Source organism: Falsirhodobacter xinxiangensis, from assembly GCF_004959935.1.
GTDB lineage: Bacteria > Pseudomonadota > Alphaproteobacteria > Rhodobacterales > Rhodobacteraceae > Falsirhodobacter > Falsirhodobacter xinxiangensis.
On the sequence record NZ_SMYN01000007.1, the window covers coordinates 33,076 to 56,875 of the forward strand.

Here is a 23,800-nt window from a genome sequence, read left to right on the forward strand (position 1 = left end):
CGCGGCCCCTACGCGAAAGCGTAGGAGCCGTCGGGCCGCGTCGGCACCCGCCGTTGCCAGTGGATGTAACCGTCTTCCTGCATCGCGGCCTCGTCCATCTCCACCCCCCAGCCGGGGCGGTCGGGGCGCAGCTCCAGATAGCCGTCCTTCGGCAGATAGGGATCGACGACATAGCGGGCCGAAGCCTCGGTTCGCTGCACATCCGTTCCGCCATAGCTGTAGACCTGCCCGATCGGCAGACGATATTCCAGAATGCGGAAGTTCTGCTGCGCGGCGGAGAAATGCACGTTCACCGCCGTCGCCAGAGGCCCCATCGGGTTGTGCGGCGCGATGCCGACGAAATGCGCCTCGGCCAAGGTCGCGATGCGGCGCATTTCCGAGATGCCGCCCACCACGCAGATGTCGGGCTGGATCAGGTCCGCCCCCTTGACCTGCAACAGCCGCAGGAATTCGTTGCGGTTGTAAAGCGACTCTCCGGTCGCCAGCGGACAGGCGAGGCCCTGCTTCAGATCGCCATAGATCTCGATATTCTCGGGGCGCAGCGGTTCTTCGAAGAACAGGGGATCATAGGGGGCCAGCGCGTTGCCAAGCGTGCGCGCGGCCTGCACGTCGAAGATCTGGGCATGGGCGTCGAAGGCGATCTCATAGCTGTTATCCACCGTCTCACGCAACTCGCGGAAATATTCGGCGGATGCGCGCACCACCTCGCCCCAGCGATGGGCGTGCAGGTTGACCCGCCACGGGCTGAGCTTGAAGGCCGAAAACCCCCAACCCTCGTGCAGCCGGTCCAGCTCCTCTTTCGCCGCCCCCACATCGGGCGCGGTATAGACGCCGGCATAGACCTTGATGCGGTCCCGGACCTCGCCCCCCAGCAGTTTATAGACGGGAACCCCCGCCGCCTTGGCCGCCAGATCCCACAGGCAATGATCCAGCCCCGAAATCGCCGCCAGCCCAAGCGCCCCCGGCGGAAAGCGGCATTGCTGGATCATGTAGTTCACGAGGTAATCCACCCGCGTCGGGTCCTTGCCCGCGATGAAGCCGTAAAGGTAATCCAGAAGTGGCGGCAGCGCCAAATCCGGCCCGTGGTTGTAGCATTCGCCCCAGCCCGTCAGCCCGTCATCGGTGTCCAGCGCCACGATCACGCGCGGGCGGTCCTTGTCGCGGGTCATGAACACCCGCATCCGGTCGATCTTCATAGTGCTTCCTTTTCGGTCGGACGGTATCCGAGGCTGCCCTCGCGCAGCATTCGGGTATAGGGATGGGACAGATCGCCCGAGATCATCGCCGCACGCGGCGCGACCTCGACGAAGGTGCCGTTCTGCATCACGGCGATCCGGTCGCTTAGATGCGCAACGACCGCCATGTCATGGCTGACCAGCACATAGGTCAGCCCCTGCTGCTGGCGCAGATCCTTCAGCAGGTTCAGGATTTCCGCCTGGATCGACACGTCCAGCGCCGAGGTCGGCTCGTCCAGCAGCAGCACCTTCGGCTCCAGGATCAGGGCGCGGGCGATGGCGACGCGCTGGCGCTGCCCGCCCGAAAGCTGGTGGGGATAGCGGAAGCGAAAGCGGCGCGGCAGGCCGACGCGGTCCAGCGCCTGTTCGATCCGCGCTTCGCGATCGCCGATGCCGTGGATCTCCAACGGTTCGGACAGCGCGCGCCCGATCGTGTGCCGGGGGTGGAGCGAGCCGAACGGGTCCTGAAACACCATCTGTTGCAGCCGAAGCTGCGCCAGCGTGCGCCGTTCGGGGCGCAGCGCCGACCCCGCCGCCGTGATGCTGCCCTGCCAGCGTTTTACCCGCCCCGCGATGGCCCCCAGAACGGTGGATTTCCCGCAGCCGGATTCGCCCACCAGCCCGAAACATTCGCCCGCCGCCACGGTCATATCGACGCCGCGCACGACATGGTTGGCGCCGAAGCTGACATGCAGGTCCTTGACTTCGATCATGCCCCCACCTCCCATGCCGGATCGCGCCGCAACACGGCCAGCCGGTCCTTGGGCTCGGTCAGGCTGGGCAGCGCCTCCAGCAGCCCGCGCGTATAGGGGTGCTGGGCGCGGTCCAGATCGGCGGCGGCGATCTCCTCCACCACGCGGCCCGCATACATGATCAGCACCCGGTCGCAGAAGCTGCGCACAAGGTTCAGATCGTGCGAGATGAACAGAAGGCCCATGTCGCTGTCCGTGACCAGTTCGTCCAGAATGGCCAGCACCTGCTGGCGCACCGACACGTCCAGCGCCGAGGTCGGCTCGTCCGCGATGATCAGCGCCGGTTTCGCGATCAGCATCATCGAGATCATCACCCGCTGGCCCATGCCGCCCGACACCTCGTGCGGGTAAAGGCGCATCACCCGTTCGGGATCGCGGATATGGACCTTTTCCAGCATTTCCATCGCGCGCAGGCGGGCGGCGCGGCGCGGCAGGCGTTCATGCAGGATCACGGTCTCGGCGATCTGCTCGCCCACCGTCATCACCGGGTTCAGCGAATATTTCGGGTCCTGCAGGATCATCGCGATCCGGTGGCCGCGGATGGCCCGCATCTGGCGTTCCGGCAGGGTCAAGAGGTCCTGCCCCATGAAGGCCATCCGATCCGCCGTGATGCGGGTGCGCCCCGGATGCAGGCGCATGATCGCCCGCCCGCAGGTGCTTTTGCCCGACCCGCTTTCGCCGATGATGCCGACCTTCTCGCGCCCCAGATCGAAGCTAACGCCGCTGACGGCGGGGCGGATGCGGTGCAGCGACGGAAATTCCACCGTCAGGTTCCGCACGGACAAAAGGGGTTCAGCCATGTTTCGGGTCCAGAATATCGCGCAGCCCATCGCCGAGCAGGTTGAAGGCAAGGCTGACGATCAGGATCGCGATGCCCGGCACCGCCGTCAGCCACCATGCGTCCAGCAGGTATTGCCGCCCCTGCGCCGCCATCGCGCCCCATTCCGGCATCGGCGGCTGCGCCCCAAGGCCAAGGAACCCAAGCCCCGCCGCCGTCAGGATGATCGACGCCATGTTCAGCGTCAGCCGGATGATGACCGACGGCGCGCAAAGCGGCACGATGTATCGAAACAGGATGCGCGGGGTGGAGGCGCCTTGCAGTTCCGCCGCGACCACGAAGTCGGAATGGCGGAAGGTCAGCGTTTCGGCCCGGACCAGCCGCGCCACCGGTGGCCAGATGGTCAGGGCGATGGCGATGACCGCATTCTCGATCCCCGGCCCGAGGGCGGCGGAAAAGGCCAGCGCAAGAACAAGGCTGGGAAAGGCGAGGAAGATGTCGGTGATCCGCATCAGCACCGTATCGACCCAGCCCCCCAGATACCCCGCCGTCGCCCCGATGACGAAGCCGATCGGCCCGACGATCACGGTCACGAGGATCGCGATGTAAAGCGTCGTCCGCGCCCCCCAGACAAGGCGGGAATAGACGTCGCGGCCAAGTTCATCCGTGCCGAACCAATGCGCGGCGGAAGGGGCCTGCAAGGCGCGGGAGAAATCCTGCGCGAACGGGTCATAGGTCGCGACCAAGGGCGCCAGCGCCGCGATCAGCGTCAGCAGCACGATCACCGCCAGCCCGCCGAAGGCCAGCGGGTTCGAACTGAACCGCAGCCACGACAGATAGGCCTGATGCGCGCGGGCATGGCGGGCCGAGGTGAAATCCTCGGTCAGCAGCCAGGCGCGGAGTTTCGGAACGGTGGTCATCAGCGGGTCCTCGGATCGACGAAGCGGTAAACGATGTCGGACAGCAGGTTGATCACGATGGAGATCAGCCCGATCAGCAGCACCGATCCCAGCACCGCGTTCATGTCGGCATAGAACAGCGCCGCCGTCAGGTATTGGCCAAGGCCCGGCCAGCCGAACACCGTCTCGATCAGCACGGCGCCGTCCAGAAGGCCGCAGAAGGCCAGCGTCACCACGGTCAGAAGCTGCACGCGGATGTTGCGGAAGGCGTGTTTCCAGACGATGGGGCGCTGCGCCAGCCCCTTGGCCCGCGCGGTCAGGATGTATTCCTGCCCCAGTTGCTCCAGCATGAAGCTGCGGCTCATCCGGCTCAGATACGCCATCGCGGCATATCCCAGTAGCAAAGCGGGGGCGAGGATGTGGTGGATGGCGGAAGCGAACACCTCCCATTCCCCCGCCAGCGCGGCGTCAAGGATCAGCATCCCGGTCGGCCCATCGACCAGCCCGTCGTTGTAAAGGTCGATCCGCCCGCCGCCGGGTATCCAGCCCAGCCCGGCATAGAAGATCAGGATCACCATGGTCCCAAGCCAGAAGATCGGCGTCGAATGGCCCAAAAGCCCGACGACGCGCCCTAGATGATCCACCCATGTTCCGCGCCGCACCGCCGACACGATGCCAAGCGGCACGCCCAGCACGGTGCCGATGAAGATGGCAAGGATCGCCAGTTCCAGCGTGGCCGGGAACACGCGCGCCAGATCGGACGCGACCATGTTCTTGGTCACGTTCGACTGGCCGAAATCCAGCTGCACGATGTTCTGGACGTATTGGAAGAACTGCACATACAGCGGCCGGTCCAGCCCCAGCGACTGATACACCCGGTCATAGGCCGCCTGATCGAACGTATCGCCAAGGATCGCCAGCACCGGATCGGCCGGAACCATCCGCCCGATGATGAAGGTCAGCGCCAGCAGCCCGAACAGCGTCGTCGCGATCACGCCGATCGAGGTCGCGAGCTTGCGCCCCGCCCCCGCCAGCGCCATTCCCCCCGCGCCCACCTTACGCGTCCTTGGTCACGTTGTCCCAGCGGGTCACCCATGTCGGATGGCCGACATATCCGCTGACCCGCGCGGCGACCGCCTTCACGTCGATCCGTTCGAACGAGGTGATCAGCGCGGGCGAGGCGTTCAGGTATTCCTCGTTCAGCGCGGCATAGATCTCGGATCGCGTGTCGGGATTGGTTTCCCGCGCCGCGGCCCGCACCTTTTCCTGCAAGGACTGCGGCACGTCCCAGGCCGACCGCCACGCCAAGAGCCCGCTGAGCGGTGCGCCGTCGCTGTTGTCGGAGTTGGAGGCATAGCTTTGCAGGATCGCATGCGGATCGGGCAGCCGTTCGCCGCTGCGGGCGAAATAGATGTCTGTGGTCCGTTCGCGGAACTTGCCAAGGTAATCGCCGACCAGCAGCTCCAGTTTGATCCCCGCCTGGGCGGCATTGGCCTGAAGCGACTGCGCGAATTCGAAATAGGGGGTGCCTGCGGGCAGATAGCAGTTCTTGCTGAACCCGTCCGGCAGCCCCGCCTCGGCCAGCAGCGATTTGGCCTTTTCGATGTCCAGCTTGTAGGGCGCCTGATCCAGCACCCCCGGCAGCCCGGTCGGGATGATCGTCTGCCGCATCACGCCGTAATACCGCATGATCGAATTGGCCAACCCGTCATAGTCGATCAGGTAACGGAACGCCTCGCGCACCTGCGGGCGGGACAGGATGTCATCCTTCTGGTTCAGCGCGATGTAATAGAACCCGAAGCCCGGCACCTTCTGGATGTCGATGCTGCCCGCCGCCTCGAACCCCGCAAGATCGGTCGAGGACAGGCGCGTCGCGACGTCCAGATCGCCCGCTTCCAGTTGCAGCCGCTGGACCGAGGATTCGGGCATGTGCCGCATGATGACCCGCCGCATCGCAGGCGCGCCGTTCCAGTAATCGGCATAGGCATCGGCCATCAGCACGTCGTTCGGGCGGAAATTGCGCAGCGAGAACGGCCCCGACCCCGCATCCGCCGCCTGCATGAAGGCGCGGCCCATGTCGCCGTCGCGCTCCTGCTCCAGCGCCAATGTGCGGTCCACGACCGAACAGCCCGAACTGGCCAGCGAGCCGAGGATCAGGCTTTCGTTCCAGACCTCGGGCGTTTCGATCACGACGGTCCGTTCGTCGGTGGCGCGGATCAGCGTTTCGACGTTTTCGTCGGTGAAGCCCCATTGGCGCAGGTCGATCGCGGGCGACAGGCCCAGCTTGACCAGCCGGTGCAGCGACCATGCCACGTCATCGGCCGTCAGCGGATTGCCGGAATGGAAGGAGACGCCCTCGCGGATGGTGAAGGTGAAGGTGCGGCCATCCTCGGACACGGTCCATTCGGTCGCCAGTTGCGGCTTGGGTTCGGTCAGGTTGTCGGGTTCGAAATAGACCAGCCGGTCATAGAGGTTGGCGAGGATCTCGATGGATTCGATCTGGTTCGCCTCGTGCGGATCGACGCCGCGCATCGTCGTCATGTTGGTCGCGATGACGAACTGGTCCTGCGGGGTCGCGCCCCATGCGAGTTTCGGCAAAACGGCAACCATCGGCCATGCGGCAGCGGTCGCCAGAAACTGACGTCGTAGCATCGTTGTCTCCTCCCCCAAGGACCCGGGATGCCGTTTTCCAATCGACAGCATCTGGTATGTGGTATATCAGATTTCACAACAACGCCCATCCGTCAACGAAAGATTTGTCATGGCAACCCTCGTTCCGCTTGACGCCATCGCGACGGCCAGCCTGCGCGAACATGTCCACCGGGCGCTGCGGCAGGCGATCCTTTCGGGCCAATACGCGCCGGGCACGCGGCTGAACGAACGCAGCCTTGCGCAGCAGCTTGGCGTCAGCACGACGCCCGTGAAGGAGGCGTTGCGGCAACTGGAAGCCGACGGGCTGGTGCTGACCAAACCACGCAGCGGTGTCATCGTGCGCTTCGATTACGCCTGGGCCGAGGAGATGATCCTGGCCCGCGCCGCCATCGAATCCACCATCGCCCGGCTGGCCGCCCAGCGGATCACCGATGCCGACATCCCCGCCTTGCAGCAGGTGCTGGACGAAATGCGCCGCGCGACGGCCGATGGCGGGGTCGAGGATCTGATCCGCCTGAACGAGGTGTTCCACGACCTTATCCGGTCCGTCGCGCGGGCCAATTACCTGCGCGTGCTGAACGACCGGCAGGACGTCTATGACAGCGGCGCGCGCCGGGTGATCCACATGGACCCGCGCGAGCGACAGCAGGCGTTCGACGAACATTCCGCCGTCGGCGCCGCCGTGATCGCGCGCGATCCGGCCGGGGCCGAGGCGGCGATGAAGGCCCACGTCCTGCGCGCGGGCGAAAGCTTCCTCACTCTCGTTTTTTCCAAGGAAAAGGACTGACCCGAATGGACACGATCAGGCAGGCGCTCAAAGGTATCTCCGGGGTTCCGGTCACGCCCTATGGCCCGGACGGGCAGATCGATGCGGGGCTGCTGACGCCGCTGATCCGGCGGCTGGCGGATGCGGGCATCCACAACCTGATGGCGGCGGGCAATACGGGCGAGTTCTTTTCGCTGTCGCTGGATGAAATCCGCCGCGTCCACGCCATCACCGCCGAAGCCGCCGAGGGCCGCACCCTGATCAGCGCCGCCGTGGGCCGGTCGCTGGTCGAGGCGAAGTCGCTGGCGCGCGACGCCATCGCCGCCGGATGCGGCGCGATCATGAGCCACCATCCGATGGACCCCTTCGCCAGCCCCGGCGCGCAGGTGGATTACTTTCTTGCGCTGGCCGATGCGGCGACCGTCCCGGTCATCGCCTATGTCCGCACCGACACCTTCTCGGTCGATGATTTCCGCCGTCTTGGCACGCATGAGAATGTCGCGGGGGTCAAATACGCCTCGACCAACCTGATGCTGCTGGCCGACGTGATCCGCCAGACCGAGGATCTGGACACGATCTGGGTCTGCGGTCTGGCCGAAGCCTGGGCGCCCGCCTTCTATGCCATCGGCGCGCAGGGGTTCACCTCGGGCTTCGTCAACGTCTTTCCCGAGGTTTCGCTTCAGGTGCATGCGGCGCTGGTCCGGGGCGATTACCCGGCGGCGCGCAAGCTGATCAACCGTTTCGCGGGGTTCGAGGAGCTGCGCACCCATTACCGCAACGGATCGAACGTGACCGTGGTGAAGGAGGCGCTGGCCATCCTTGGCACCGACATGGGCGCGGTGCGCCTGCCCGGCGTTCCGAAACTGTCGGATGCCGAGCGGGCGGAACTGGAATCGATCATCGCCGCGCAAAAGGCGGCGTGACGATCAGTCCTTCGTCTTCGGGGCGGATTCGGCGGCAAGGCGGGCGGCACGCAATCGCGCCGTCTTGCTGTCCCGCGCCTCGCGTTCGGCGTCCATGATCTCCTGCGCGGCGGCAGTCACTTCGTCGATGCGTTTGTGATATCCGGCCATGTGCCCTCCAGTATGTGCGGAAAGCCATACTTAGGGCGAAATCGTGGCAAGGCCCGCGATCATTCACCAGCGCGACAGAATGAAAAGCGCGACGCATATGCCGATACCGGCCAGTCCGAAGACGAAGCCGGTCGTTTCGATCAGGATCAAGAGTGGCGGAAACATGGGCCGATCCCCATAAGAACTGCCCGGTCCTGTGGGCATAGGAACAACCATACCCTGTAAAACGATTCTCGCAATCGCCGCGTTACGCTATTGCGTCGCGGCCAGCCCCGTCATGACGATCAACAGGACGCCTATGACGACCATGACCAGCAATGCCTTGTCCATGCAATCGTTTTCCAATGCTGTCCAAAGACACCAAAGCTGCAGGGCATTTTTTTGTTCCCGATTGTCTGGAGCGGCAGCGTTCGGCAGACAAGCGGCGACAGGGGGAAGCCTGCCGCCGCTGGTATCACCAAATTCGGCAATACTAGGAATGCACCGACTCGTAAATCGAAGTAACTTGTTAACAATCAACAGGTAAACAAAGAACTCGGAACGTCTTCGCGGGCAGGAAATGTCCCTTTCTCGCTTGAGGGACGGGGCAGGCAAGGCGCATCAGGCGCGAACATCTCTCATCCGCGTGAATTTCATCGCAGAGATTCGCGTGTCGGAGAAGTTGTCAAAGCGGACATGTCTTTTTGGACAGGTTCCGCCAGCCGCTGGCGCTTCGGACCCCGTGCAGGTTAAAGGCTCGAGCATGAACATCGAAATCAGACCGGCCCTGCCTTCGGACGTCACAGCGATCTTCCATGTCCGCACTGCGGTGACCGAGAATGCCCTGACGATGGCCGAATTGACCAAGATGGGGATCACCGCGCAATCGGTCACCGACATGATCGCAGCAGGGCCATGCGCCTGGGTCGCCGTGGGCGGCGACGGCGTGATCGGGTTCGCGATGATCGACGCCGTCGAAGGGGCGCTGTTCGCGGCTTTCGTGCTTCCGTCCCACGAAGGCAGGGGCATCGGCCGCCGCCTTGTTGAACTGGCCGAGCGCCAACTTTTCGAACGCCACCCGCTGTGCTGGCTGGAAACCGGCAAGGCGACGCGCGCCGCCGGTTTCTATCGCCGCCTGGGCTGGTCGAACGAGCAGGATCTGGGCAATGGTGACATCCGGCTGGAAAAGCGCCGCGCGCCCGGTCAGGGCTTGGGAAGATAGGGGATCGCACCCGCCAGATCCGTGTCGTCGATCACGCGGAAATGGCTGACCGAGCCGTCCTGCCGCGCCTTGGCGAAGGGGGCGTATTCCGGATCGTTGGCAAAGGCATGGGCGGCGGCGCGATCGGGAAACTGGATCAGCGCGATCAGCGTCTCGTCGGTGGGGGCGCCTTCCAACGTCTCGATACTGCCGCTGCGCGACAGATAGCGCCCGCCATGCCTGGCCGCGATGTCATGCACGCGGGCGGCATAGTCGGGAATCCAGGCGTCGTTCGTGACTTTCACCTCGGCGATCAGGAATGCGGTCATTCTTTCTCCCTCCCATTGAAGGCCGCCGCGGCCGCGGTCGGCCTTCACAGCTTGGCAAACGAAGGGGGCCGGTTCAATCGCCGCGTCGCCGGCGGTCAGATGAGGGTGTAGTCGTTGCGGTGCAGGAACTCCTGACACTTCACGGGGTCCTTTTGCATGAACCCGGCGATCGCCTCCAGAAAGGTCTGCCTGTCGTCCATGGTCTGTGCCAGCGTCGCGACGCGGCGCAGCAAGGGCAGCCGGTCCGGCGCAAGGATCATCGCGTGGCGCAGATGGCACAATGCCCCCGCCTTGTCCCCGATCCGAGAGAAGGTATTCGCGCGCCAGACATGCCAGTCGGGTTCGTGGAACAGGATGCCCTCGTGCGAGGTCAGCAGATCGTCCGCCCCCTCCGCCGTCTCGTTCGCCGCGCGGCACAGGTCCATGGCTTGGGTGTGGCCCGCCGCATCCAGCTTGGCCCGGATCAGCGATGCGATGACCCTGGCCTCGAATTCGCCCATGCTGACGCCCCGCAGCCCGTCCGACGGGATATCCGGCACGGCGGCGGTATCGGGGTGATCGTGGTCAAGAAAGACGTGCTGGTATCGGACACCCGCCGCCAGCGCCAGCGGGTTGAAATCGCCGAAACGGCCCAGCAGGGTCTGAAGGTTCGAAAGCTCCACCACCAGACAGTCCGCCGGGGCGAAAAGCATGTTGGCAAGCCCAGCGCCATGCAGGCTGACGATGCATTCGGCGCGCGACACCGCAAGCGCCTGCTCGCGCGCGCTTATGTCTTCGAAGAAGATCGTCCTGAACCCCAGATCGGCCAGAAGCGGCTCCAGCAACGCCTCGCCCACGATGCGGCGGACGCGCTTGGATCGGCGCTTGACGTAAAGCCGGGCGGGCGCGGGCGCTGCGTCGATGCGGCCAAGGACATGGCTGCGAAGATCGCCGACCGGGCCGTCGAAGCTGTTGCGCGGCACGGAATGGATGTCCGGCACCCTTGGCGATCCGCCACGCGGCGCAAGCGCCCGGAAATCCCGCCAGAAGTCGCGCGTGTTGAACGCGACCAGCGCCCGGTCCAGATCCAGCGGCCCCCGTGCGAAATCGACCCGATCCCGGATCTCGGGGAACCATGTGGCGATCATGTCGTGAACGAAATCGAAGATGGTGGCCGAGGGCGTGACGATCACGACCCGCCCCGACAGCCCGTGACCCCCGACCAGCGTCAGAAGCGGAAAGGTCTCCGTGACGAAATGGTAATAGTTGTGCAGGTTCCGCGCGTCGATGACGAGGGGCAGCGCGCGCCAGTCATCGCCTTCGGCCACCGGGAAATGCGCGGTCTTGTCGGCGGCGGCGGCGATACGATCGGACAGGGCGACGGCGGCCTCCTGCCCCGCCTGTTCGGGGCCGGATCTGGCATAGCGGGTGCGCACCCGCCGAGCGGCCCCGGCGCTGAGAAGATATTTCCCCATCACCGACAGGCAGTTGTCGTGAACGCCCACATCCTCTGCGACGGCCAGAACGGTGGGGAACATCGCGCCCCATGTCCAGATGCCTTGCCGGATGCCGTCGAGTTCGGCCAGAAGCCGCAACCGTTGTTCGATATCGCTGGCCAGCGCCATGCCGTGCAGCTTGATCGGGGGCGTCGATTGCGGATGCCTGTCCTGACCCGGCGCGATCGCCATCCCCCGGTCGATGCCCGGGATGAAGAAATCCTCCGCGAAAGCTTCCTTGAAGGGAGGGGGTTTCATAGACAGATCCGTGAGGCACCTCTTGCCCCACATTCCAAGAATATTAACGATCTGTATAGCCGGTTTCAGCCGGTGGCGGGCAGCGCCCCGACCGCATTCAGCACCAGGAACAGGATGGCCGAGGCGGTCGCCGTCATCGGCACGGTGATGATCCACGCCGCCACGATGGTCATGAAATGCGACCGGCGCACCAGCTTGCGGCGCGCGCGCTCCTCGGCCGCCATGAGGATGGGCTGGGCGGCGCCGTGCCGCATCCGGCGCGCCTCCACCGCCTCGCGGAAGAAGCCGACGCCGAAGACGCCGCCGATCGCGATATGGGTGGTGCTGACCGGCAGGCCCAGCCCGCTGGCGACGATCACCGTCACCGCCGTCGCCAGCACCACGCAATAGGCCCGCATCGCATTCAGCTTGGTGATCTGGCTGCCCACCGTGCGGATCAGGCGCGGGCCGAACAGCAGCAACCCGACCGAGATGCCCAGCGCGCCGATCACCATCACCCAAAGCGGCATGGCGGCGGCGATGGTGCCGCTTTCGGTGCCCGACATCGACACGATGGCCGCCAGCGGGCCGACGGCGTTCGACACGTCGTTGGCGCCATGCGCAAAGCTCATCAGCGCCGCAGACAGCACCAGTGGCAGCTGGAACAGCACCTTCAGCGATCGGTTGCGGTCCCGCAGCCCGACGGACCGGCGCGCGACAAAGGTGCGCGCCGCCGCCCATGACAGCAGGGCGCAGACCACCCCGATCAGCATCGCATTGCCCGTCGAGACGTCGAACAGATGCTTCAGGATCTTGTCCGCAAGATATGTCGTGAAGGCCCAGCACATCACCGCGATCATCACGGGCACCCAGATGCGGGCGGCGGCGATCTTGTCGTCGCGGTCGATGACCAGCCGATGCACGACCCAAAGCACCGACGCCGCCAGCGTGCCGCCCACCACGGGCGACACGATCCAGCTGAAGGCGATCAGCGACAGGCCCGCCCAGTTCACCGCGCCAAGGCCCGCAGCGGCGATGCCGGCGCCCGCCACGCCCCCCACGATGGTATGCGTGGTCGAAACCGGCGCCCCGATCCATGTGGCGAAGTTCAGCCACAGCGCCGAGGACAGCAGCGCCGCCATCATCGCGATCACGAAACTGCGCCCGTCCGCCAGGCTGCCGGGGTCCACGATGCCGGTGGCGATGGTATCGACGACGTCGCCCCCCGCGATCAGCGCGCCCGCCGCCTCGCAGATCGCGGCCAGCACCAGCGCGCCGGTCATCGTCAGCGCATTCGCCCCGACCGCCGGGCCCATGTTGTTGGACACGTCGTTCGCGCCGATATTCATGGCCAGATAGGCGGCAAGCCCCGAGGCGACGATGACGATCAGGCTGCCCGATCCGTCCGTCGCGACGGCGGCCCAGATCGCCGCAAGGGCCACGAAGACCATCGCCATCCCCACCGCGACCAGCGGTTGCGACAGGTGCGACGTCGCATATTCGACGCTCGAGATGCGGCCAAGATCGCGGTCGAGGATGTCCCACGCCGGCTCTTGCCGCCGCCTGTCGTTCGGTTCGGTCATGGTGTCGTCCGCAGAAGGAAAGGTCAGGAAGAAATGCCGATCAGGTCGGGGCCGCGCCGCAACAGGGATGCGAGTTCCGCCTCCTGCACCAGCCGCGCCGCATCGGCAAAGGAAAACCACTTGCGTTCGCGCTGGCCCGCTTCGGGAAACACGTCCTCCAGCCCCGGAACATGTATGGCATAGACATCGACCAATGTATGCACCGGCACGTCGCCCTCCAGCCGCTTGTGATAGCTGTAGCGCCCGACAAGCACGGGCTGCGAGCCGTCCCTGCGGATGCCGGCCTCCTCCCACGCCTCCTGCATCGCGGTGGCGCCGCCATCGCGGTCCGGCATCGGCCAGCCTTTCGGCAGCACCCACCGCTTGGTCTCGCGCGAGGTGATGAGCAGCACCTCGACCTCATCGCCCGCCTTGCGCCAGCACAGCGCGGCGACCTGATACTGCGACGGACGCCGCAGGATCGGTGCGATGAAATCGGTCCAAATGCGTCTCAACATATCCAATACCCTTCGATGCCGGGGAGGTAGCAGCGCAGGCCCGGATGATCGAGGGAAAATGTCATCTTGCTGTAACAAATGACCCGTGCGGCGATCACGAACCCGCGCGTTCGCCAAGGTCCGCCGCCAGCGCCCCGACCGATTGCGCGCGGATCTCCTCTCGGGTGCGGGGCAGCGCGCCGGGCAGTTCGGCCTGGATGAAGCCGATCAGCTTCTCGCGCATCTCGCAGCGCAGATCGAAGGCCCGCGGCGCGTTGCGGGCCGAGATCAGGACACGCACCTCCATCACCCTTTCGCGGAAATCGGTAACGGCAAGGTTGAAAACCTTGCGATCCCAAAGCGCCGAGGCATGCGCGATCCGCTCGGCTTCGGCGCGGATGCGGTCCACGGGGGCGGTGTGATCCAGATACAGCATCACCACGCCGATCAGCTCGGCATTCTCTCGCGTCCAGTTCTGGAACGGCTTTTCGATGAAATAGGACAGCGGGATGATCAGCCGCCGCCAGTCCCATACCCGGATCACGACATAGGTCGACGTGATCTCCTCGACATTGCCCCATTCGCCTTCGACGATCAGCGCGTCGTCGATGCGGATCGGCTGGGTGATGGCAAGCTGGATGCCGGCGAACAGGTTCTTCAGCACCGGCTGCAACGCGATGCCCGCGACGATGCCCGCCGCCCCCGCCGAAGCCAGCAGCGACACGCCGTATTGCCGCACTGCATCGAAGGTCATCAGCACCGATGCGATGGCAAGGATGACGATCAGGATCTTGGCCACGCGCATCAGGATGCGGGTCTGCGTGATGTGCTTGCGCGCCAGCAGGTTGTCTTCGGCATCCAGCTTGAAGCGCCGCATGTGGATCGTGGTCCAGATGTAAAGCGCGGTATAGGCGATCCACGCGATGCAGACGATCACCCCCACCGTCATCAACTGGCGCAGCACCGCCGCCTCGGCCGGCGTGATCGGAGAGATGGCGGAGCCGAAGCCAAGCGCGATGATGATCATCACCAGCCGCAGCGGCCTTGCGCCCCGATCCACGAGCGAGCGCCAGAACAGATCCCGCCCGGCCACCATGCGCGTCAGGATGCGGAACAGGAAACGATAGGCGATCGCCGCCACCAGCGCCGACAGCAGAAGGATGATCACCGTGGCAAGCCAGTCCGGCAGCCAGTCGGTCGCCCCAAGGGCGATGTTTCGCAATTCGGTCAGGGTCATGCCACCGATGATAGACCCGGCCCGCCCCGCGTCACCCCCGCCGCGCCCACATTCTTGCGACTGCGGCATTCGCGGGTTCTGACCCCTTTTGTCGCAACGCGGAACCCCCGGCGGCATCGCGGATTGACCTGCGAGCCCTTCGAAACCCACGGTGATCCTTGCAATACGCCCCCCTTCCCCGCTGCGAAGACGATGCGTTCGTCACCGCTTTCGACCATTACGACCCCGAAGACGAGCTTCGCCGCGAATCCCTGCTGTCGATCGGCAACGGGTTTGTGCACATGCGCGCCTCCGCCCCCGAGGAGCGGTCGGGCCCCTGCCACCGCCCCGGCCTTTACCGCGCCGGATGCTATGCCCGGCTGACCGGGCGCGTCGAAGGCCGGGACGTTGCCACGGATTCGCTGGCGAACCTGCCGAACTGGCTGGACCTGTCATTCCGTCTGGGCGAGGAGTGGCTGTCCTTCGACCGGGTGCAGATCCTGTCCTATCGTCAGGAACTGGACATGCGGGCGGCGGTCCTGACGCGGCGGGTCACCTTTCGCGACGGCTTGGGGCGGCAAAGCGAATTTCACGAGGAACGCTTCGTGTCGATGGCGACCGCGCGGCTTGGGGCGCTGCGCACCACCTTGCGCGCGATCGACTGGTCGGGGCGCGTCACGGTCCGGTCGGGCATCGATCCGGGCATCGGCAACGTGATCGCGGACGAAGGCGGCTATGATCCGCAGGCGCTGTGCAACGTGGCGGGGGGCCGCGCGCGCACGCTTGGAACCGATGTGGAAATCGCCGTCGCCGCCCGCACGACCATCACGCTGGACGGCGCGGCGGTCGAGGGAACGGAGGTCGATCTGCCGATGGGCGCGACCCTCTGCGTCGAAAAGATCGGTATCACCTGCACCTCGCGCGATCATGCCATCGGCGATCCCGGCCCGACCGCGGCAGAGGCGGCGCAGGATGCGCGCCCCTATGCCGTGCTGCGCGAGGATCACATCCGCGCCTGGGCGCAGCTTTGGGGCCGCTGCCGTCTGGAGGCCGAGGGCGCGGAACTGTCCCGCGCCCTTGCGCTGCACGGGTTCCACCTGCTGCAAACCGCGTCCCCCCATGCGGCGCTGTCAGATGCGGGCCTGCCCTCGCGCGGGTGGCAGGAGGCGTATCACGGCCACATCTTCTGGGACGACATGCTGTCGCTGTCGTTCCTGAGCCTGCACCTGCCCGACGTCGTGCGTTCGGCCCTTCTGTATCGCCATCGGCGGCTGGATGCGGCGCGGCGCCGGGCGCGGGATTTCGGGCTGGCGGGCGCGCTGTTCCCGTGGCGCAGCGGCACCGTGGGTTTCGAGGAAACGCCCGCGTTTCAGAAGAACCCGAAATCCGGCCGCTGGATGCGTGACGACACGCGGTATCAGTTCCACGTCGGATCGGCCATCGCGCATAACGTCTGGCGCTATTTCCTCGCCACCGGGGATTTCGACTTCATGGCCAGCTATGGCGCCGAGTTGATGGTCGAGATCGCGCGGATGTGGGCCTCGCTGGCGGCACCGCATCCCGAGGTCGAGGGGCGTTTCACCATCCGCGGCGTGGTCGGGCCGGATGAATTCCACACCCGCTATCCCGGCGCGGAAAAGCCGGGGCTGGATGACGAGACCTATACCAACGTCATGGCCGCCTGGGTGCTGATCCATGCCGCCAAGGCGCTGGACCGCCTGCCCGCCTGCCACCGCGATGCCGTCACCGCGCGTCTGGCCATCGGCGCGGACGAGGCGCAACGCTGGGCGCAGGTCGCCGCGCATCTGCATCTGGTCCGCGACGGCGAAGGGCGGTTCCTGCCCTTCGACCGATACGGCACCCTGCGCCCCTTCGACATGGCGGCGCATGAGCGCGACAACCCCGGCGAAAGGCTGGACTGGTTCATCGAGGCGCAGGGCGGCGACATCAACGCCCTTCAGGCGCAAAAGCAGGCGACCTTCGCCATGCTGGGCCACCTGTTCACCCCGGACGAGTTGTCGGACCTTCTGGCCGCAATGGGCCACCCTGCCCCGCCCGACATCCTGCGCCGCACGATCGAGGCCGACCTTGACCGCACCTCCCACGATTCCAGCCTGTCGGACCTGATCTATGCCGGGGCGCTGGCGCGGCTGGCGCCGGACCACGCGTGGCGCATCTTTCGCGGCGCGCTTCACCCCGACGATGCCGAAACCGGCCATTCCGGCACCGAAAAGGGCATCCACCTTGGCGCGATGGCGGCCAGCATCGACATCGTGCAGCGCATCTTCCTTGGCCTGCGTCCGGGCGAGCAGGCGCTGATCGTCGATCCCGCGCCGCAATCGCACCTTTCGCGCATCTCCGCGCATGTGCTCTTTCGTTCGAACGCGGTCGCAGTCACATTGGACCATGGGCGGATCACCATCCACGCCGATGACGGCAATCACGGCCCGGTGCCGCTGCTGGTCCGGGGCGTCGCCCATGATCTTGAACCGGGCGCGACATATGAAGGGACATGCGAATGAAGGCGCTGCTTTTCGATCTGGACGGAACGCTGACCCATACCGACCCGATCCACCTGCGCGCGCTGCAACACCTGCTGGGCGAACATGGCCGGGACATGGACGAGGCGCTGTATCGCAGCCAGATCTCGGGCCGGTCCAATGCCGAGGTGGGGCGCCATCTGTTCCCGGACCGCGACGACCATGCCGAACTTCTGTCCCGCAAGGAGGCGCTGTTCCGCGATTACGCGGTCGAGCTGGTCCCGCTGGCCGGGGTGGCGGACCTGATCGCCGCCGCCCGGCGCGCCGGGATCGGGCTGGCGTTGGTCACCAACGCGCCGCGCGCCAATGTCGATCACATGCTGGCCGCCATCGGCCTTCACGGCGCCTTCGACACCATCGTCCATGGCGACGAGATGGACCGCCCCAAGCCCGACCCCCTGCCCTATCTGACCGCGCTGGACCGCCTTGGCGCCTCCGCGTCCGAGGCGCTGGCCTTCGAGGATTCCACCCCCGGCATCCGCGCCGCCACCGCCGCCGGCATCCGCACCATCGGCATCGCAACCACGCTGAGCGATGATGAATTGCGGCAAGCGGGCGCCGAGTTTTCGATCGCCGATTTCACGGACCCGCGGCTTCCGCAGATCTGAGGGAACACCTGCCCCCCGGATCGGTTCAGCCCCCGCACCCGAAGAAGGAGAGCGGAATGGATGACGAACGGATTTGGAGCTTCGAGGAAAGCCTTTGGAAGACCTCGGAAGATCGGTATCACGAAAAGGTCGATCCCGAATGCGTCATGGCACTGAGCCATGCGCCGAACCTCGTGCGGGGGGATGACGCGGTGCGCGCCGTCAGCGGCACGCCCGATTGGGACGATGTGGAGTTTTCGGACCGCGTCGTGTCGCGCCCGCAGGAAGGCCTGATCGTCGTCGGATACCATGTGAGGGCCCGCAAGGACGACACGCGCTTTTCGGCGGCCTGCACCTCGGTCTATCGCCGCAAGGGGCACGAGGACTGGACGGTCGTGCAGCACGCGCAGGTCGCGACCTAGCCCCGCGCCACTTCGCGCGCCAGCGCAACGAAGGCCGCCATCCCCGCAGAGGGGTTGCGGCGGCCCGCGTAATACAGGCTGAATCCGGGGCGCGGCGGCGTCCAATCCTCCAGCACCCGGATCAGGCGACCGGCGGCGATGTCTGCAAGGACGCTGCCCTCGACGAAAAACCCGATCATGCCGCCCGCCAGCACCGCCAGCCGCGCCACGTCGGCCTCGTCCAGCACCAGCCTGCCCCGCACGTCAAGGTGCAGCACCTCCCCTGCCCTCTCGAACTGCCAGCGGAAGGGGGTGCCGTTGGGCAGGCGCACGCGGATACATTCATGGGCCAGCAGATCGGCCGGAACCCGCGGCATCGGGTGCGCGCGAAGATAATCCGGCGAGGCGACGACGGCATAGCGTTGCGGGCGGCCAAGGGACAGCGCGATCATGTCGCTGGGCACCAGATGCGCCGGACGGATGCCCAGATCGAACCCTTCGGCCACGATGTCGACCAACCGCTCCTCCGTCACCAGATCGACCTGCATCTCGGGGTAGCGGCGCAGGAATTCCAGCACCAGCGGGCCGATCACCTCGCACCCCGCCACGCGCGAGGCGTTGATCCGCAGCATCCCCGCGGGCGTGTCCCGCTGCGCGCGCACCACCTCCATCGCATCGTCGATATCGGCGACCGCCGGGGCGATCTGCGCCACGAAGCTGTCCCCTGCCCCGGTCAGCGAAACGCTGCGCGTCGTGCGGTGGAACAGGCGCACGCCCAGCCCCGCCTCCAGCCGCGCGATGCTGTGCGACAGCGCGGTGGTCGACATGTCCAGATCCGCCGCCGCCGCCCGGAACGAACGCCGCCGCGCAACGGCCAGCACGGCCTTCAAGTCCCTGATCGCCGCATCCCGCACTATCCCGTTCCCGTCATCATCGCATGCCGCATTGTCCCGATTATCGCGACGATAGGTTCAGACTACATTCCAAGGCATACGTCAAGGAGAGCAATCATGACCCTACCCGAACCGATCGACCGTTTCTTCCGCGCGGATTTTACCGCCTTCGATGCGGATGCCATCCTGCAGGACGAAGGCGCGACACATCGCGGCCCGTCCGAAATCCTGGCCTGGTGGCGGGAGGCCGAGGCCAGCTACCAGCACACCGTCACGCCCGAGTCGCTGGACGGCACGACCGTGACCGCCAAGGTCAGCGGCAATTTCCCCGGAAGCCCTGCCCGTATCCGTTTTGCCTTCACGTTGAAGAACGACCGCATCGCTGCGCTGGAGATCGGATGATGGGCAGCTTCATCGACCTGACAGGCAAGCGCGCGCTCGTCACCGGGGGCACGCAGGGTACTGGCGCGGCGACGGTCGCCCTGCTGCGCGATCTGGGCGCACGGGTGGTGACTGCGGCCCGCACGGCACAGACCCACCCGGATTTCGTCGCCGCCGACCTGACCACGTCCGAGGGCTGCGCGCATGTGGCAGATGCGGTGCGCGACCGGCTGGGAGGTCTGGACATCCTCGTCCACATGCTGGGCGGCTCGTCCGCGCCGGCTGGCGGGTTTGCCGCGCTGTCGGATGCGGATTGGGAACGGGAATTGAACCTGAACCTGTTCCCGGCGCTGCGTTTGGATCGGGCCTTGGTGCCGTTGATGACGGAGGGCGGCGCGGTGATCCATGTCACCTCGATCCAGCGTCTGACGCCCTTGCCCGAAGCGACGACCGCCTATGCCGCTGCCAAGGCCGCGCTGTCGGTCTACAGCAAGAGCCTGTCGAAAGAGCTTTCCCCCAAAGGCATCCGGGTCAACCGCATCGCCCCCGGCTGGATCGAAACCGAGGCGTCGATCCGCTTCGCCCATCGCATCGCCGCCGAGGCGGGCACCGATTATGAGGGCGGCAAGGCGATCATCATGCGATCGCTTGGCGGCATTCCGTTGGGGCGACCGGCGAAACCGGAGGAAATCGCGGATCTGGTCGCGTTTCTGGCATCCGACCGCGCAAGCAGCATCACCGGCGCGGAATATGTGATTGATGGCGGAACGGTTCCCACGGCATGACCGCTAATGCGCCGAGTTGACAGCTGTCAACTTGCCCAGCGCAGAAAGCATCGGGATCGCGCTGAAGCGATCCTTCTTCGCCAAGGCGCGCAGATAGGCGCCGGGGCGGGAAATCTGGTCGAACCGCTCCAGAATGCAGATCACCGTGGCGGCTGCATTCATTGCGCCCATTCTTTGCGAGGCGTGGCGCCAGGTTTCCTGCGTGATCCCCATCATTGGGCAGATCAACGCCGCCACGGCGACAAGCTGCTGCCAGGTCGTGATCGCATCGGTGCTGTAGTCGCGAACGGATGGGCATGTGGTCAGGACGGTTTGCACAGCAATCGTCTCGGCGCTTTTTTCAGAGTCAGAGAGTGGTTTGTTTGAATCCTGTATGTGCCGCTCATTCTGGTTGTCAAAGCCGCTCGAAATCTCTGTGGGCGGGGGCACGAGCGTCTGCGCCTGCGCCGACATATCCACCGTCTGGCGGTGCAATTCGCGCAGTTGGATCAGCGGAAGCTTGCGCCGCAACTGACGTTGAATCGCAAGGCAGCGTTCGGCCTCGTCCGGCAGCAGGCGGATCGCGTCGCGCAGGTGCAGGGCGATCTCCTCGCGCAGACAGCGGATCGTTTCGGCCTCTGCACGCGCTTGGGTGGCGGCGGCAGCGATTTCCGCGCGGCGCACCAGCAGGGGTCGCAGGTCGAAACCGAAGGCGCGCGCGATCTGCCCGGACGCATCCCGGCGGGCATATCGTTTGCCGTTCGGGCTGTCATGGCGCAGCAGCAGCCCCGCGGCGACCAGCGCGGCGATGTGGCGGCGCAGCGTGCTTTCCGGCATCCCATGCACACGGTCCGCGAGCGTGGTGTTCGATGGGAAGACGATGGTCGGCCCATCCGCCGACAGATAGGGCGAGGGCAGGAAGGACAGTAGCGCCTGCAGCACCATCAAATCGCGATCGCTAACATCGAAGGCGCGCCGCGCGGTGCCAAGGTCGCGCAAGATCGCCCATTTGTCCGCCGCTGCGGCAGGGCAGGGTGCTTCGGCCAGCGATTGCCGTTCCAGATGGCCAGCCGCCACCGGATGCCGCCCGAAGGGCGTCATGGAAATATGCTTCATCCGCTTTCACGAGGGTGCAAAAAATCGTGCCGTCGGACAGACGGGTGTTGACAGCTGTCAACTTAAGGCGTTACGTGCGAGTGCTTAGATCGACGAAACGGCCTCTCGGGATGTCATGTCCTGGGGGGCTTTTTCTTTTGCGGGTCCTGTCCGTGCCTCCGTTGTTGTTGTTCTTGTGTCATCCCTCGCGACTGGCCAGCCAGTTGCGGTGAATCTCGTCCATATTCGCGATCAGCCAGTCGTCGAACCCGGCAGCCTTGTCGCGTGAAAACGTCAATGTGGTGGCCCGCGCGCTGCGGCTGACATCACCCAGCGGGTGGCCATCGGCCCCGGTCAGCGACGGCTTCGGCGTGGATTTGGGCTTGGCGGTCACATGCGCCAGCACGGCGTCGAAACGGGCGTCGGAATTGGCCCCCGTCGCTGCGGCGACCAGTGACTGCACATCCATATCCTTGACGCGCGTTGCCAGCGTCAGCCAGCGGTCGCGCCCGATGCCCGGTGCCGCGCCGATGGCATCCAGCAGGGCGGGGGGGATGCCATCGGCAATGGAAAGCATACGCGAAATCAATGTCTTATCGATGTGAAGCGCGTCGCAGATCACCTTGCGTTCGAACCCGCCGTCGCGCATCTTGCGGGCGAAATTCGCTTTTTCGATGAAGGACAGATCCTTGCGGGCGGCGTTTTCCTGACCTTGGGCGATCACCAGGTCGCGGTCGTTCAGCTGCCGGACCATCGCCTTGACCGGCTGGCCCAGCAGCTTCATCGCGGCGACGCGGCGGCGGCCATAGACGATCTCGTAGCGGCCTTCGACATTCGGGGAATGGCGCAGCATCACCGGCACCTGCTGGCCGTATTCGCGCATGGAGTCCGCCAGCGCGGCGATGCCGTCCGGGTCCTCGTCCATCCGGTCGCGCAGGCCGGCGTGGTCGATCATGTCGGGCGGGACCTCGATCACCGAACGATTGCGCAGGTCGGCGATGGATTGGCTGACCGCCCCGATCGCGCCTTTCGTCGGACGCGGCGGGGCCGACGGGGCAGGGGAGGGGGGCTGTGCGCCAAGCAGGTTCTTCAGCAGGTCCTTGCGTGCCATCAGACCGCCCCTTTCCGGCCCCAGGCCGTCTGGATCAGCGCCTCGATCTCGCCATTGACGGCGTTGAGGCTTTCCATCGCGCGCTCATAGGTGGACCGGGTGAACTGCGTGCGTTCCACCTCGTAAAGCGTCTGTTTGGTGATGCCGGCGTCCGAAATCGCGGTGGATTTCAGCACCGGGTGGTTCAGCACATGTTCGCCGAACATCGACCGCATGAAGCTGACCATCTGGTTCTGCGGCCCATCGCCCGGTTCATAGCGGGTCACGACGTATCGCAGCCAGTCATAGCTCATGTTGCCGCCCGCCTCGGCCACGACACCCAGAAGGTTCGAGGTCATGAGCAGGAACTGGCACATCGACATCACGTCCAGCATCTGCGGATGCACGGTCACAAGGACGGCGGTGGCGGCGGACAGGGCGGACATGGTCAGGAATCCCAGCTGAGGCGGGCAGTCGATCACGACCACGTCGTAATCGTCCTGCACCTCGGCCAGCTTGTCGCCGACGCGGGTAAAGAAGAACTGAGCCGACCGTTCGGCCAGCGCGCGGGGGGTCTCGTGCTCGAACTCCATAAGGTCGAGGTTGCCGGGAATGATGTCCAGCCCCGGGAAATAGCTTTTGCGGATCACATCGGCCAGCGGCACCGGATCGTCATAGCGGATCGCGTCGTAAAGCGTGCCGCCGTCGATCAGGTCGAATTCGGGCTGGAACCCGTGCAGCGCCGAAAAGCTGGCCTGCGGATCGAGGTCGATCGCCAGCACGCGGTATCCGTCCAGCGCCAGCTTCTGCGCCAGATGCGCGGCGGTCGTGGTCTTGCCCGAACCGCCCTTGAAGTTGATGACGGTGATGACCTGAAGATGATCGCCCGTGCGCCGCCCCGGAATATAGGTGCCGGGCGTCTTGGTGCCCTTTTCCAGCAATTCGCGCAGCGCCTGCACATCGGCCAGGCTGTAATAGCGACGCCCCCCGGCCCGTGTTTCGGGCGAGGGGCCGCGACCATCCAGATGCAGCTTGCGCAGATAGGCATCCTTGACGCCCAGCAGGTCGGCGACCTCTCCGGACGTGAATTTCCGCAATTCCTTGCTGGCATTCGGGGGGAAAAGCTGTTCACGATGCTGTTGCAGCCGTTCGGACAGCCGCGCCGCATGCTCGCCCACCAGAACGTCGATCCGTTCCTGCCGCCTCATCTCTGCCCTCATGTCCGTGCCGTGTGTTACGCTTTGGCACGTGTTATTTGCTTATTGCCGTAAGTCTGTGGATGGTTTTCCGGATTCGGGCAAGCGGTTTTTGGGCGATGAGGGTGGTTTTGGCGGCCGGAACGGCCATTTTCGGCCTTTTGGGCGGCGAAGGGAAGGGCAGGGGGGCCTGCCCGGTCCC

At 65.6% G+C, this 23,800-nt stretch carries 24 protein-coding genes; 8 read left to right on the plus strand and 16 right to left on the minus strand.

The window, feature by feature from the left end:
* Positions 1-8: 8 nt before the first annotated feature.
* Genes E2K76_RS10260 through E2K76_RS10285 form a run of 6 tightly spaced genes read right to left on the minus strand, consistent with a single transcriptional unit; the run spans position 9 to position 6,316 of the window.
* On the minus strand, positions 9-1,196 hold the full coding sequence (locus E2K76_RS10260) for a galactarate dehydratase (protein ID WP_136684217.1): 1,188 nt from the start codon (positions 1,194-1,196) through the stop codon (positions 9-11).
* Entirely contained in the window at positions 1,193-1,948 is a 756-nt protein-coding gene (locus E2K76_RS10265; RefSeq protein ID WP_136684218.1) for an ABC transporter ATP-binding protein, read from the minus strand. Before E2K76_RS10265 ends, E2K76_RS10260 begins: the two co-directional genes overlap by 4 nt.
* Positions 1,945-2,787 carry an ABC transporter ATP-binding protein gene (locus E2K76_RS10270; protein WP_136684219.1) on the minus strand — a complete coding sequence of 281 codons (843 nt, stop codon included), beginning with the start codon at positions 2,785-2,787 and terminating at the stop codon, positions 1,945-1,947. Before E2K76_RS10270 ends, E2K76_RS10265 begins: the two co-directional genes overlap by 4 nt.
* The gene (gene nikC / locus E2K76_RS10275; RefSeq protein ID WP_136684220.1) at positions 2,780-3,685 is read right to left on the minus strand and encodes a nickel transporter permease; all 906 of its coding nucleotides are present in this window, start codon (positions 3,683-3,685) and stop codon (positions 2,780-2,782) included. Before nikC ends, E2K76_RS10270 begins: the two co-directional genes overlap by 8 nt.
* A complete protein-coding gene (locus E2K76_RS10280) occupies positions 3,685-4,704 on the minus strand; it encodes an ABC transporter permease (protein ID WP_136684363.1) in 1,020 nt (339 codons plus the stop codon). Before E2K76_RS10280 ends, nikC begins: the two co-directional genes overlap by 1 nt.
* Before the next feature lie 16 nt (positions 4,705-4,720).
* Positions 4,721-6,316 carry an ABC transporter substrate-binding protein gene (locus tag E2K76_RS10285; RefSeq protein WP_136684221.1) on the minus strand — a complete coding sequence of 532 codons (1,596 nt, stop codon included), beginning with the start codon at positions 6,314-6,316 and terminating at the stop codon, positions 4,721-4,723.
* A gap of 109 nt (positions 6,317-6,425) precedes the next feature.
* On the opposite strand from E2K76_RS10285, the gene E2K76_RS10290 reads away from it, so the two are divergent.
* Both E2K76_RS10290 and E2K76_RS10295 read left to right on the plus strand, forming a co-directional pair.
* The gene (locus tag E2K76_RS10290) at positions 6,426-7,103 is read left to right on the plus strand and encodes a GntR family transcriptional regulator (protein WP_136684222.1); all 678 of its coding nucleotides are present in this window, start codon (positions 6,426-6,428) and stop codon (positions 7,101-7,103) included.
* A gap of 5 nt (positions 7,104-7,108) precedes the next feature.
* Positions 7,109-8,005: a dihydrodipicolinate synthase family protein gene (locus E2K76_RS10295; RefSeq protein ID WP_136684223.1), complete on the plus strand. Its 897-nt coding sequence runs from the start codon at positions 7,109-7,111 to the stop codon at positions 8,003-8,005.
* 3 nt (positions 8,006-8,008) lie between these two features.
* Here the strand turns inward: E2K76_RS10295 and E2K76_RS20325 are convergent, their stop codons facing one another.
* Positions 8,009-8,155 carry a hypothetical protein gene (locus E2K76_RS20325; protein WP_169053265.1) on the minus strand — a complete coding sequence of 49 codons (147 nt, stop codon included), beginning with the start codon at positions 8,153-8,155 and terminating at the stop codon, positions 8,009-8,011.
* 742 nt (positions 8,156-8,897) lie between these two features.
* On the opposite strand from E2K76_RS20325, the gene E2K76_RS10300 reads away from it, so the two are divergent.
* Positions 8,898-9,356 carry a GNAT family N-acetyltransferase gene (locus E2K76_RS10300; protein ID WP_136684224.1) on the plus strand — a complete coding sequence of 153 codons (459 nt, stop codon included), beginning with the start codon at positions 8,898-8,900 and terminating at the stop codon, positions 9,354-9,356.
* Here the strand turns inward: E2K76_RS10300 and E2K76_RS10305 are convergent.
* From E2K76_RS10305 to E2K76_RS10325, 5 genes are all read right to left on the minus strand, one after another.
* Positions 9,338-9,664, minus strand: a complete 327-nt coding sequence (locus tag E2K76_RS10305; protein ID WP_136684225.1) for a DUF1330 domain-containing protein — start codon at positions 9,662-9,664, stop codon at positions 9,338-9,340. The two genes, E2K76_RS10300 and E2K76_RS10305, sit on opposite strands and share 19 nt — an antisense overlap.
* 95 nt (positions 9,665-9,759) lie before the next feature.
* Positions 9,760-11,397, minus strand: coding sequence for a glycosyltransferase 61 family protein (locus E2K76_RS10310; RefSeq protein WP_169053266.1), 1,638 nt, complete (start codon positions 11,395-11,397; stop codon positions 9,760-9,762).
* A gap of 65 nt (positions 11,398-11,462) precedes the next feature.
* Positions 11,463-12,959 carry an inorganic phosphate transporter gene (locus tag E2K76_RS10315; RefSeq protein WP_136684227.1) on the minus strand — a complete coding sequence of 499 codons (1,497 nt, stop codon included), beginning with the start codon at positions 12,957-12,959 and terminating at the stop codon, positions 11,463-11,465.
* A 23-nt stretch (positions 12,960-12,982) separates the two neighbouring features.
* Positions 12,983-13,456: an NUDIX hydrolase gene (locus E2K76_RS10320; protein ID WP_136684228.1), complete on the minus strand. Its 474-nt coding sequence runs from the start codon at positions 13,454-13,456 to the stop codon at positions 12,983-12,985.
* Between the two features lie 94 nt (positions 13,457-13,550).
* Complete coding sequence (locus tag E2K76_RS10325; RefSeq protein WP_246032937.1) at positions 13,551-14,741, minus strand: mechanosensitive ion channel family protein; 1,191 nt, start codon at positions 14,739-14,741, stop codon at positions 13,551-13,553.
* Positions 14,742-14,830: 89 nt separating this feature from the next.
* Here E2K76_RS10325 and E2K76_RS10330 point away from each other — a divergent pair, with 89 nt between their 5' ends.
* Genes E2K76_RS10330 through E2K76_RS10340 form a run of 3 tightly spaced genes read left to right on the plus strand, consistent with a single transcriptional unit; the run spans position 14,831 to position 18,200 of the window.
* Entirely contained in the window at positions 14,831-17,173 is a 2,343-nt protein-coding gene (locus tag E2K76_RS10330) for a glycosyl hydrolase family 65 protein (protein WP_136684229.1), read from the plus strand.
* A complete protein-coding gene (locus tag E2K76_RS10335; protein WP_136684230.1) occupies positions 17,170-17,799 on the plus strand; it encodes an HAD family hydrolase in 630 nt (209 codons plus the stop codon). Before E2K76_RS10330 ends, E2K76_RS10335 begins: the two co-directional genes overlap by 4 nt.
* A gap of 56 nt (positions 17,800-17,855) precedes the next feature.
* On the plus strand, positions 17,856-18,200 hold the full coding sequence (locus E2K76_RS10340; protein ID WP_136684231.1) for a DUF4440 domain-containing protein: 345 nt from the start codon (positions 17,856-17,858) through the stop codon (positions 18,198-18,200).
* Here E2K76_RS10340 and E2K76_RS10345 read toward each other — a convergent pair.
* Entirely contained in the window at positions 18,197-19,069 is an 873-nt protein-coding gene (locus E2K76_RS10345; RefSeq protein ID WP_394343934.1) for a LysR family transcriptional regulator, read from the minus strand. The genes E2K76_RS10340 and E2K76_RS10345 overlap by 4 nt on opposite strands.
* A gap of 120 nt (positions 19,070-19,189) precedes the next feature.
* Here E2K76_RS10345 and E2K76_RS10350 point away from each other — a divergent pair, with 120 nt between their 5' ends.
* Together E2K76_RS10350 and E2K76_RS10355 are read left to right on the plus strand one after the other, a co-directional pair.
* Positions 19,190-19,474, plus strand: a complete 285-nt coding sequence (locus E2K76_RS10350) for a nuclear transport factor 2 family protein (protein WP_136684233.1) — start codon at positions 19,190-19,192, stop codon at positions 19,472-19,474.
* On the plus strand, positions 19,471-20,238 hold the full coding sequence (locus E2K76_RS10355; RefSeq protein WP_246032938.1) for an SDR family oxidoreductase: 768 nt from the start codon (positions 19,471-19,473) through the stop codon (positions 20,236-20,238). The genes E2K76_RS10350 and E2K76_RS10355 overlap by 4 nt, the downstream gene beginning before the upstream one ends.
* A gap of 3 nt (positions 20,239-20,241) precedes the next feature.
* Here E2K76_RS10355 and repC read toward each other — a convergent pair whose 3' ends face one another.
* The 3 genes from repC to repA all read right to left on the minus strand — a co-directional run bounded on the left by repC (position 20,242) and on the right by repA (position 23,610).
* Positions 20,242-21,333 (minus strand): plasmid replication protein RepC, encoded by a 1,092-nt coding sequence (gene repC / locus E2K76_RS10360; protein WP_136684234.1) that lies wholly within the window; start codon positions 21,331-21,333, stop codon positions 20,242-20,244.
* A gap of 178 nt (positions 21,334-21,511) precedes the next feature.
* Positions 21,512-22,423 carry a plasmid partitioning protein RepB gene (gene repB / locus E2K76_RS10365; protein ID WP_136684235.1) on the minus strand — a complete coding sequence of 304 codons (912 nt, stop codon included), beginning with the start codon at positions 22,421-22,423 and terminating at the stop codon, positions 21,512-21,514.
* A complete protein-coding gene (gene repA, locus E2K76_RS10370) occupies positions 22,423-23,610 on the minus strand; it encodes a plasmid partitioning protein RepA (protein WP_136684236.1) in 1,188 nt (395 codons plus the stop codon). Before repA ends, repB begins: the two co-directional genes overlap by 1 nt.
* Positions 23,611-23,800 lie beyond the last annotated feature (190 nt).

Coding starts and splice junctions, on each gene's coding strand:
- E2K76_RS10260 (WP_136684217.1), bottom strand. CDS start 1,196: ATGAAGATCGACCGGATGCGGGTGTTCATGACCCGCGACAAGGACCGC.
- E2K76_RS10315 (WP_136684227.1), bottom strand. CDS start 12,959: ATGACCGAACCGAACGACAGGCGGCGGCAAGAGCCGGCGTGGGACATC.
- E2K76_RS10320 (WP_136684228.1), bottom strand. CDS start 13,456: ATGTTGAGACGCATTTGGACCGATTTCATCGCACCGATCCTGCGGCGT.
- E2K76_RS10280 (WP_136684363.1), bottom strand. CDS start 4,704: ATGGCGCTGGCGGGGGCGGGGCGCAAGCTCGCGACCTCGATCGGCGTG.
- E2K76_RS10325 (WP_246032937.1), bottom strand. CDS start 14,741: ATGCCGCAGTCGCAAGAATGTGGGCGCGGCGGGGGTGACGCGGGGCGG.
- E2K76_RS10305 (WP_136684225.1), bottom strand. CDS start 9,664: ATGACCGCATTCCTGATCGCCGAGGTGAAAGTCACGAACGACGCCTGG.
- E2K76_RS10285 (WP_136684221.1), bottom strand. CDS start 6,316: ATGCTACGACGTCAGTTTCTGGCGACCGCTGCCGCATGGCCGATGGTT.
- E2K76_RS10310 (WP_169053266.1), bottom strand. CDS start 11,397: ATGAAACCCCCTCCCTTCAAGGAAGCTTTCGCGGAGGATTTCTTCATC.
- E2K76_RS10270 (WP_136684219.1), bottom strand. CDS start 2,787: ATGGCTGAACCCCTTTTGTCCGTGCGGAACCTGACGGTGGAATTTCCG.
- E2K76_RS10340 (WP_136684231.1), top strand. CDS start 17,856: ATGGATGACGAACGGATTTGGAGCTTCGAGGAAAGCCTTTGGAAGACC.
- E2K76_RS10335 (WP_136684230.1), top strand. CDS start 17,170: ATGAAGGCGCTGCTTTTCGATCTGGACGGAACGCTGACCCATACCGAC.
- E2K76_RS10265 (WP_136684218.1), bottom strand. CDS start 1,948: ATGATCGAAGTCAAGGACCTGCATGTCAGCTTCGGCGCCAACCATGTC.
- E2K76_RS10355 (WP_246032938.1), top strand. CDS start 19,471: ATGATGGGCAGCTTCATCGACCTGACAGGCAAGCGCGCGCTCGTCACC.
- E2K76_RS10290 (WP_136684222.1), top strand. CDS start 6,426: ATGGCAACCCTCGTTCCGCTTGACGCCATCGCGACGGCCAGCCTGCGC.
- E2K76_RS10295 (WP_136684223.1), top strand. CDS start 7,109: ATGGACACGATCAGGCAGGCGCTCAAAGGTATCTCCGGGGTTCCGGTC.
- E2K76_RS10300 (WP_136684224.1), top strand. CDS start 8,898: ATGAACATCGAAATCAGACCGGCCCTGCCTTCGGACGTCACAGCGATC.
- repA (WP_136684236.1), bottom strand. CDS start 23,610: ATGAGGCGGCAGGAACGGATCGACGTTCTGGTGGGCGAGCATGCGGCG.
- E2K76_RS20325 (WP_169053265.1), bottom strand. CDS start 8,155: ATGGCCGGATATCACAAACGCATCGACGAAGTGACTGCCGCCGCGCAG.
- repB (WP_136684235.1), bottom strand. CDS start 22,423: ATGGCACGCAAGGACCTGCTGAAGAACCTGCTTGGCGCACAGCCCCCC.
- E2K76_RS10350 (WP_136684233.1), top strand. CDS start 19,190: ATGACCCTACCCGAACCGATCGACCGTTTCTTCCGCGCGGATTTTACC.
- nikC (WP_136684220.1), bottom strand. CDS start 3,685: ATGACCACCGTTCCGAAACTCCGCGCCTGGCTGCTGACCGAGGATTTC.
- repC (WP_136684234.1), bottom strand. CDS start 21,333: ATGAAGCATATTTCCATGACGCCCTTCGGGCGGCATCCGGTGGCGGCT.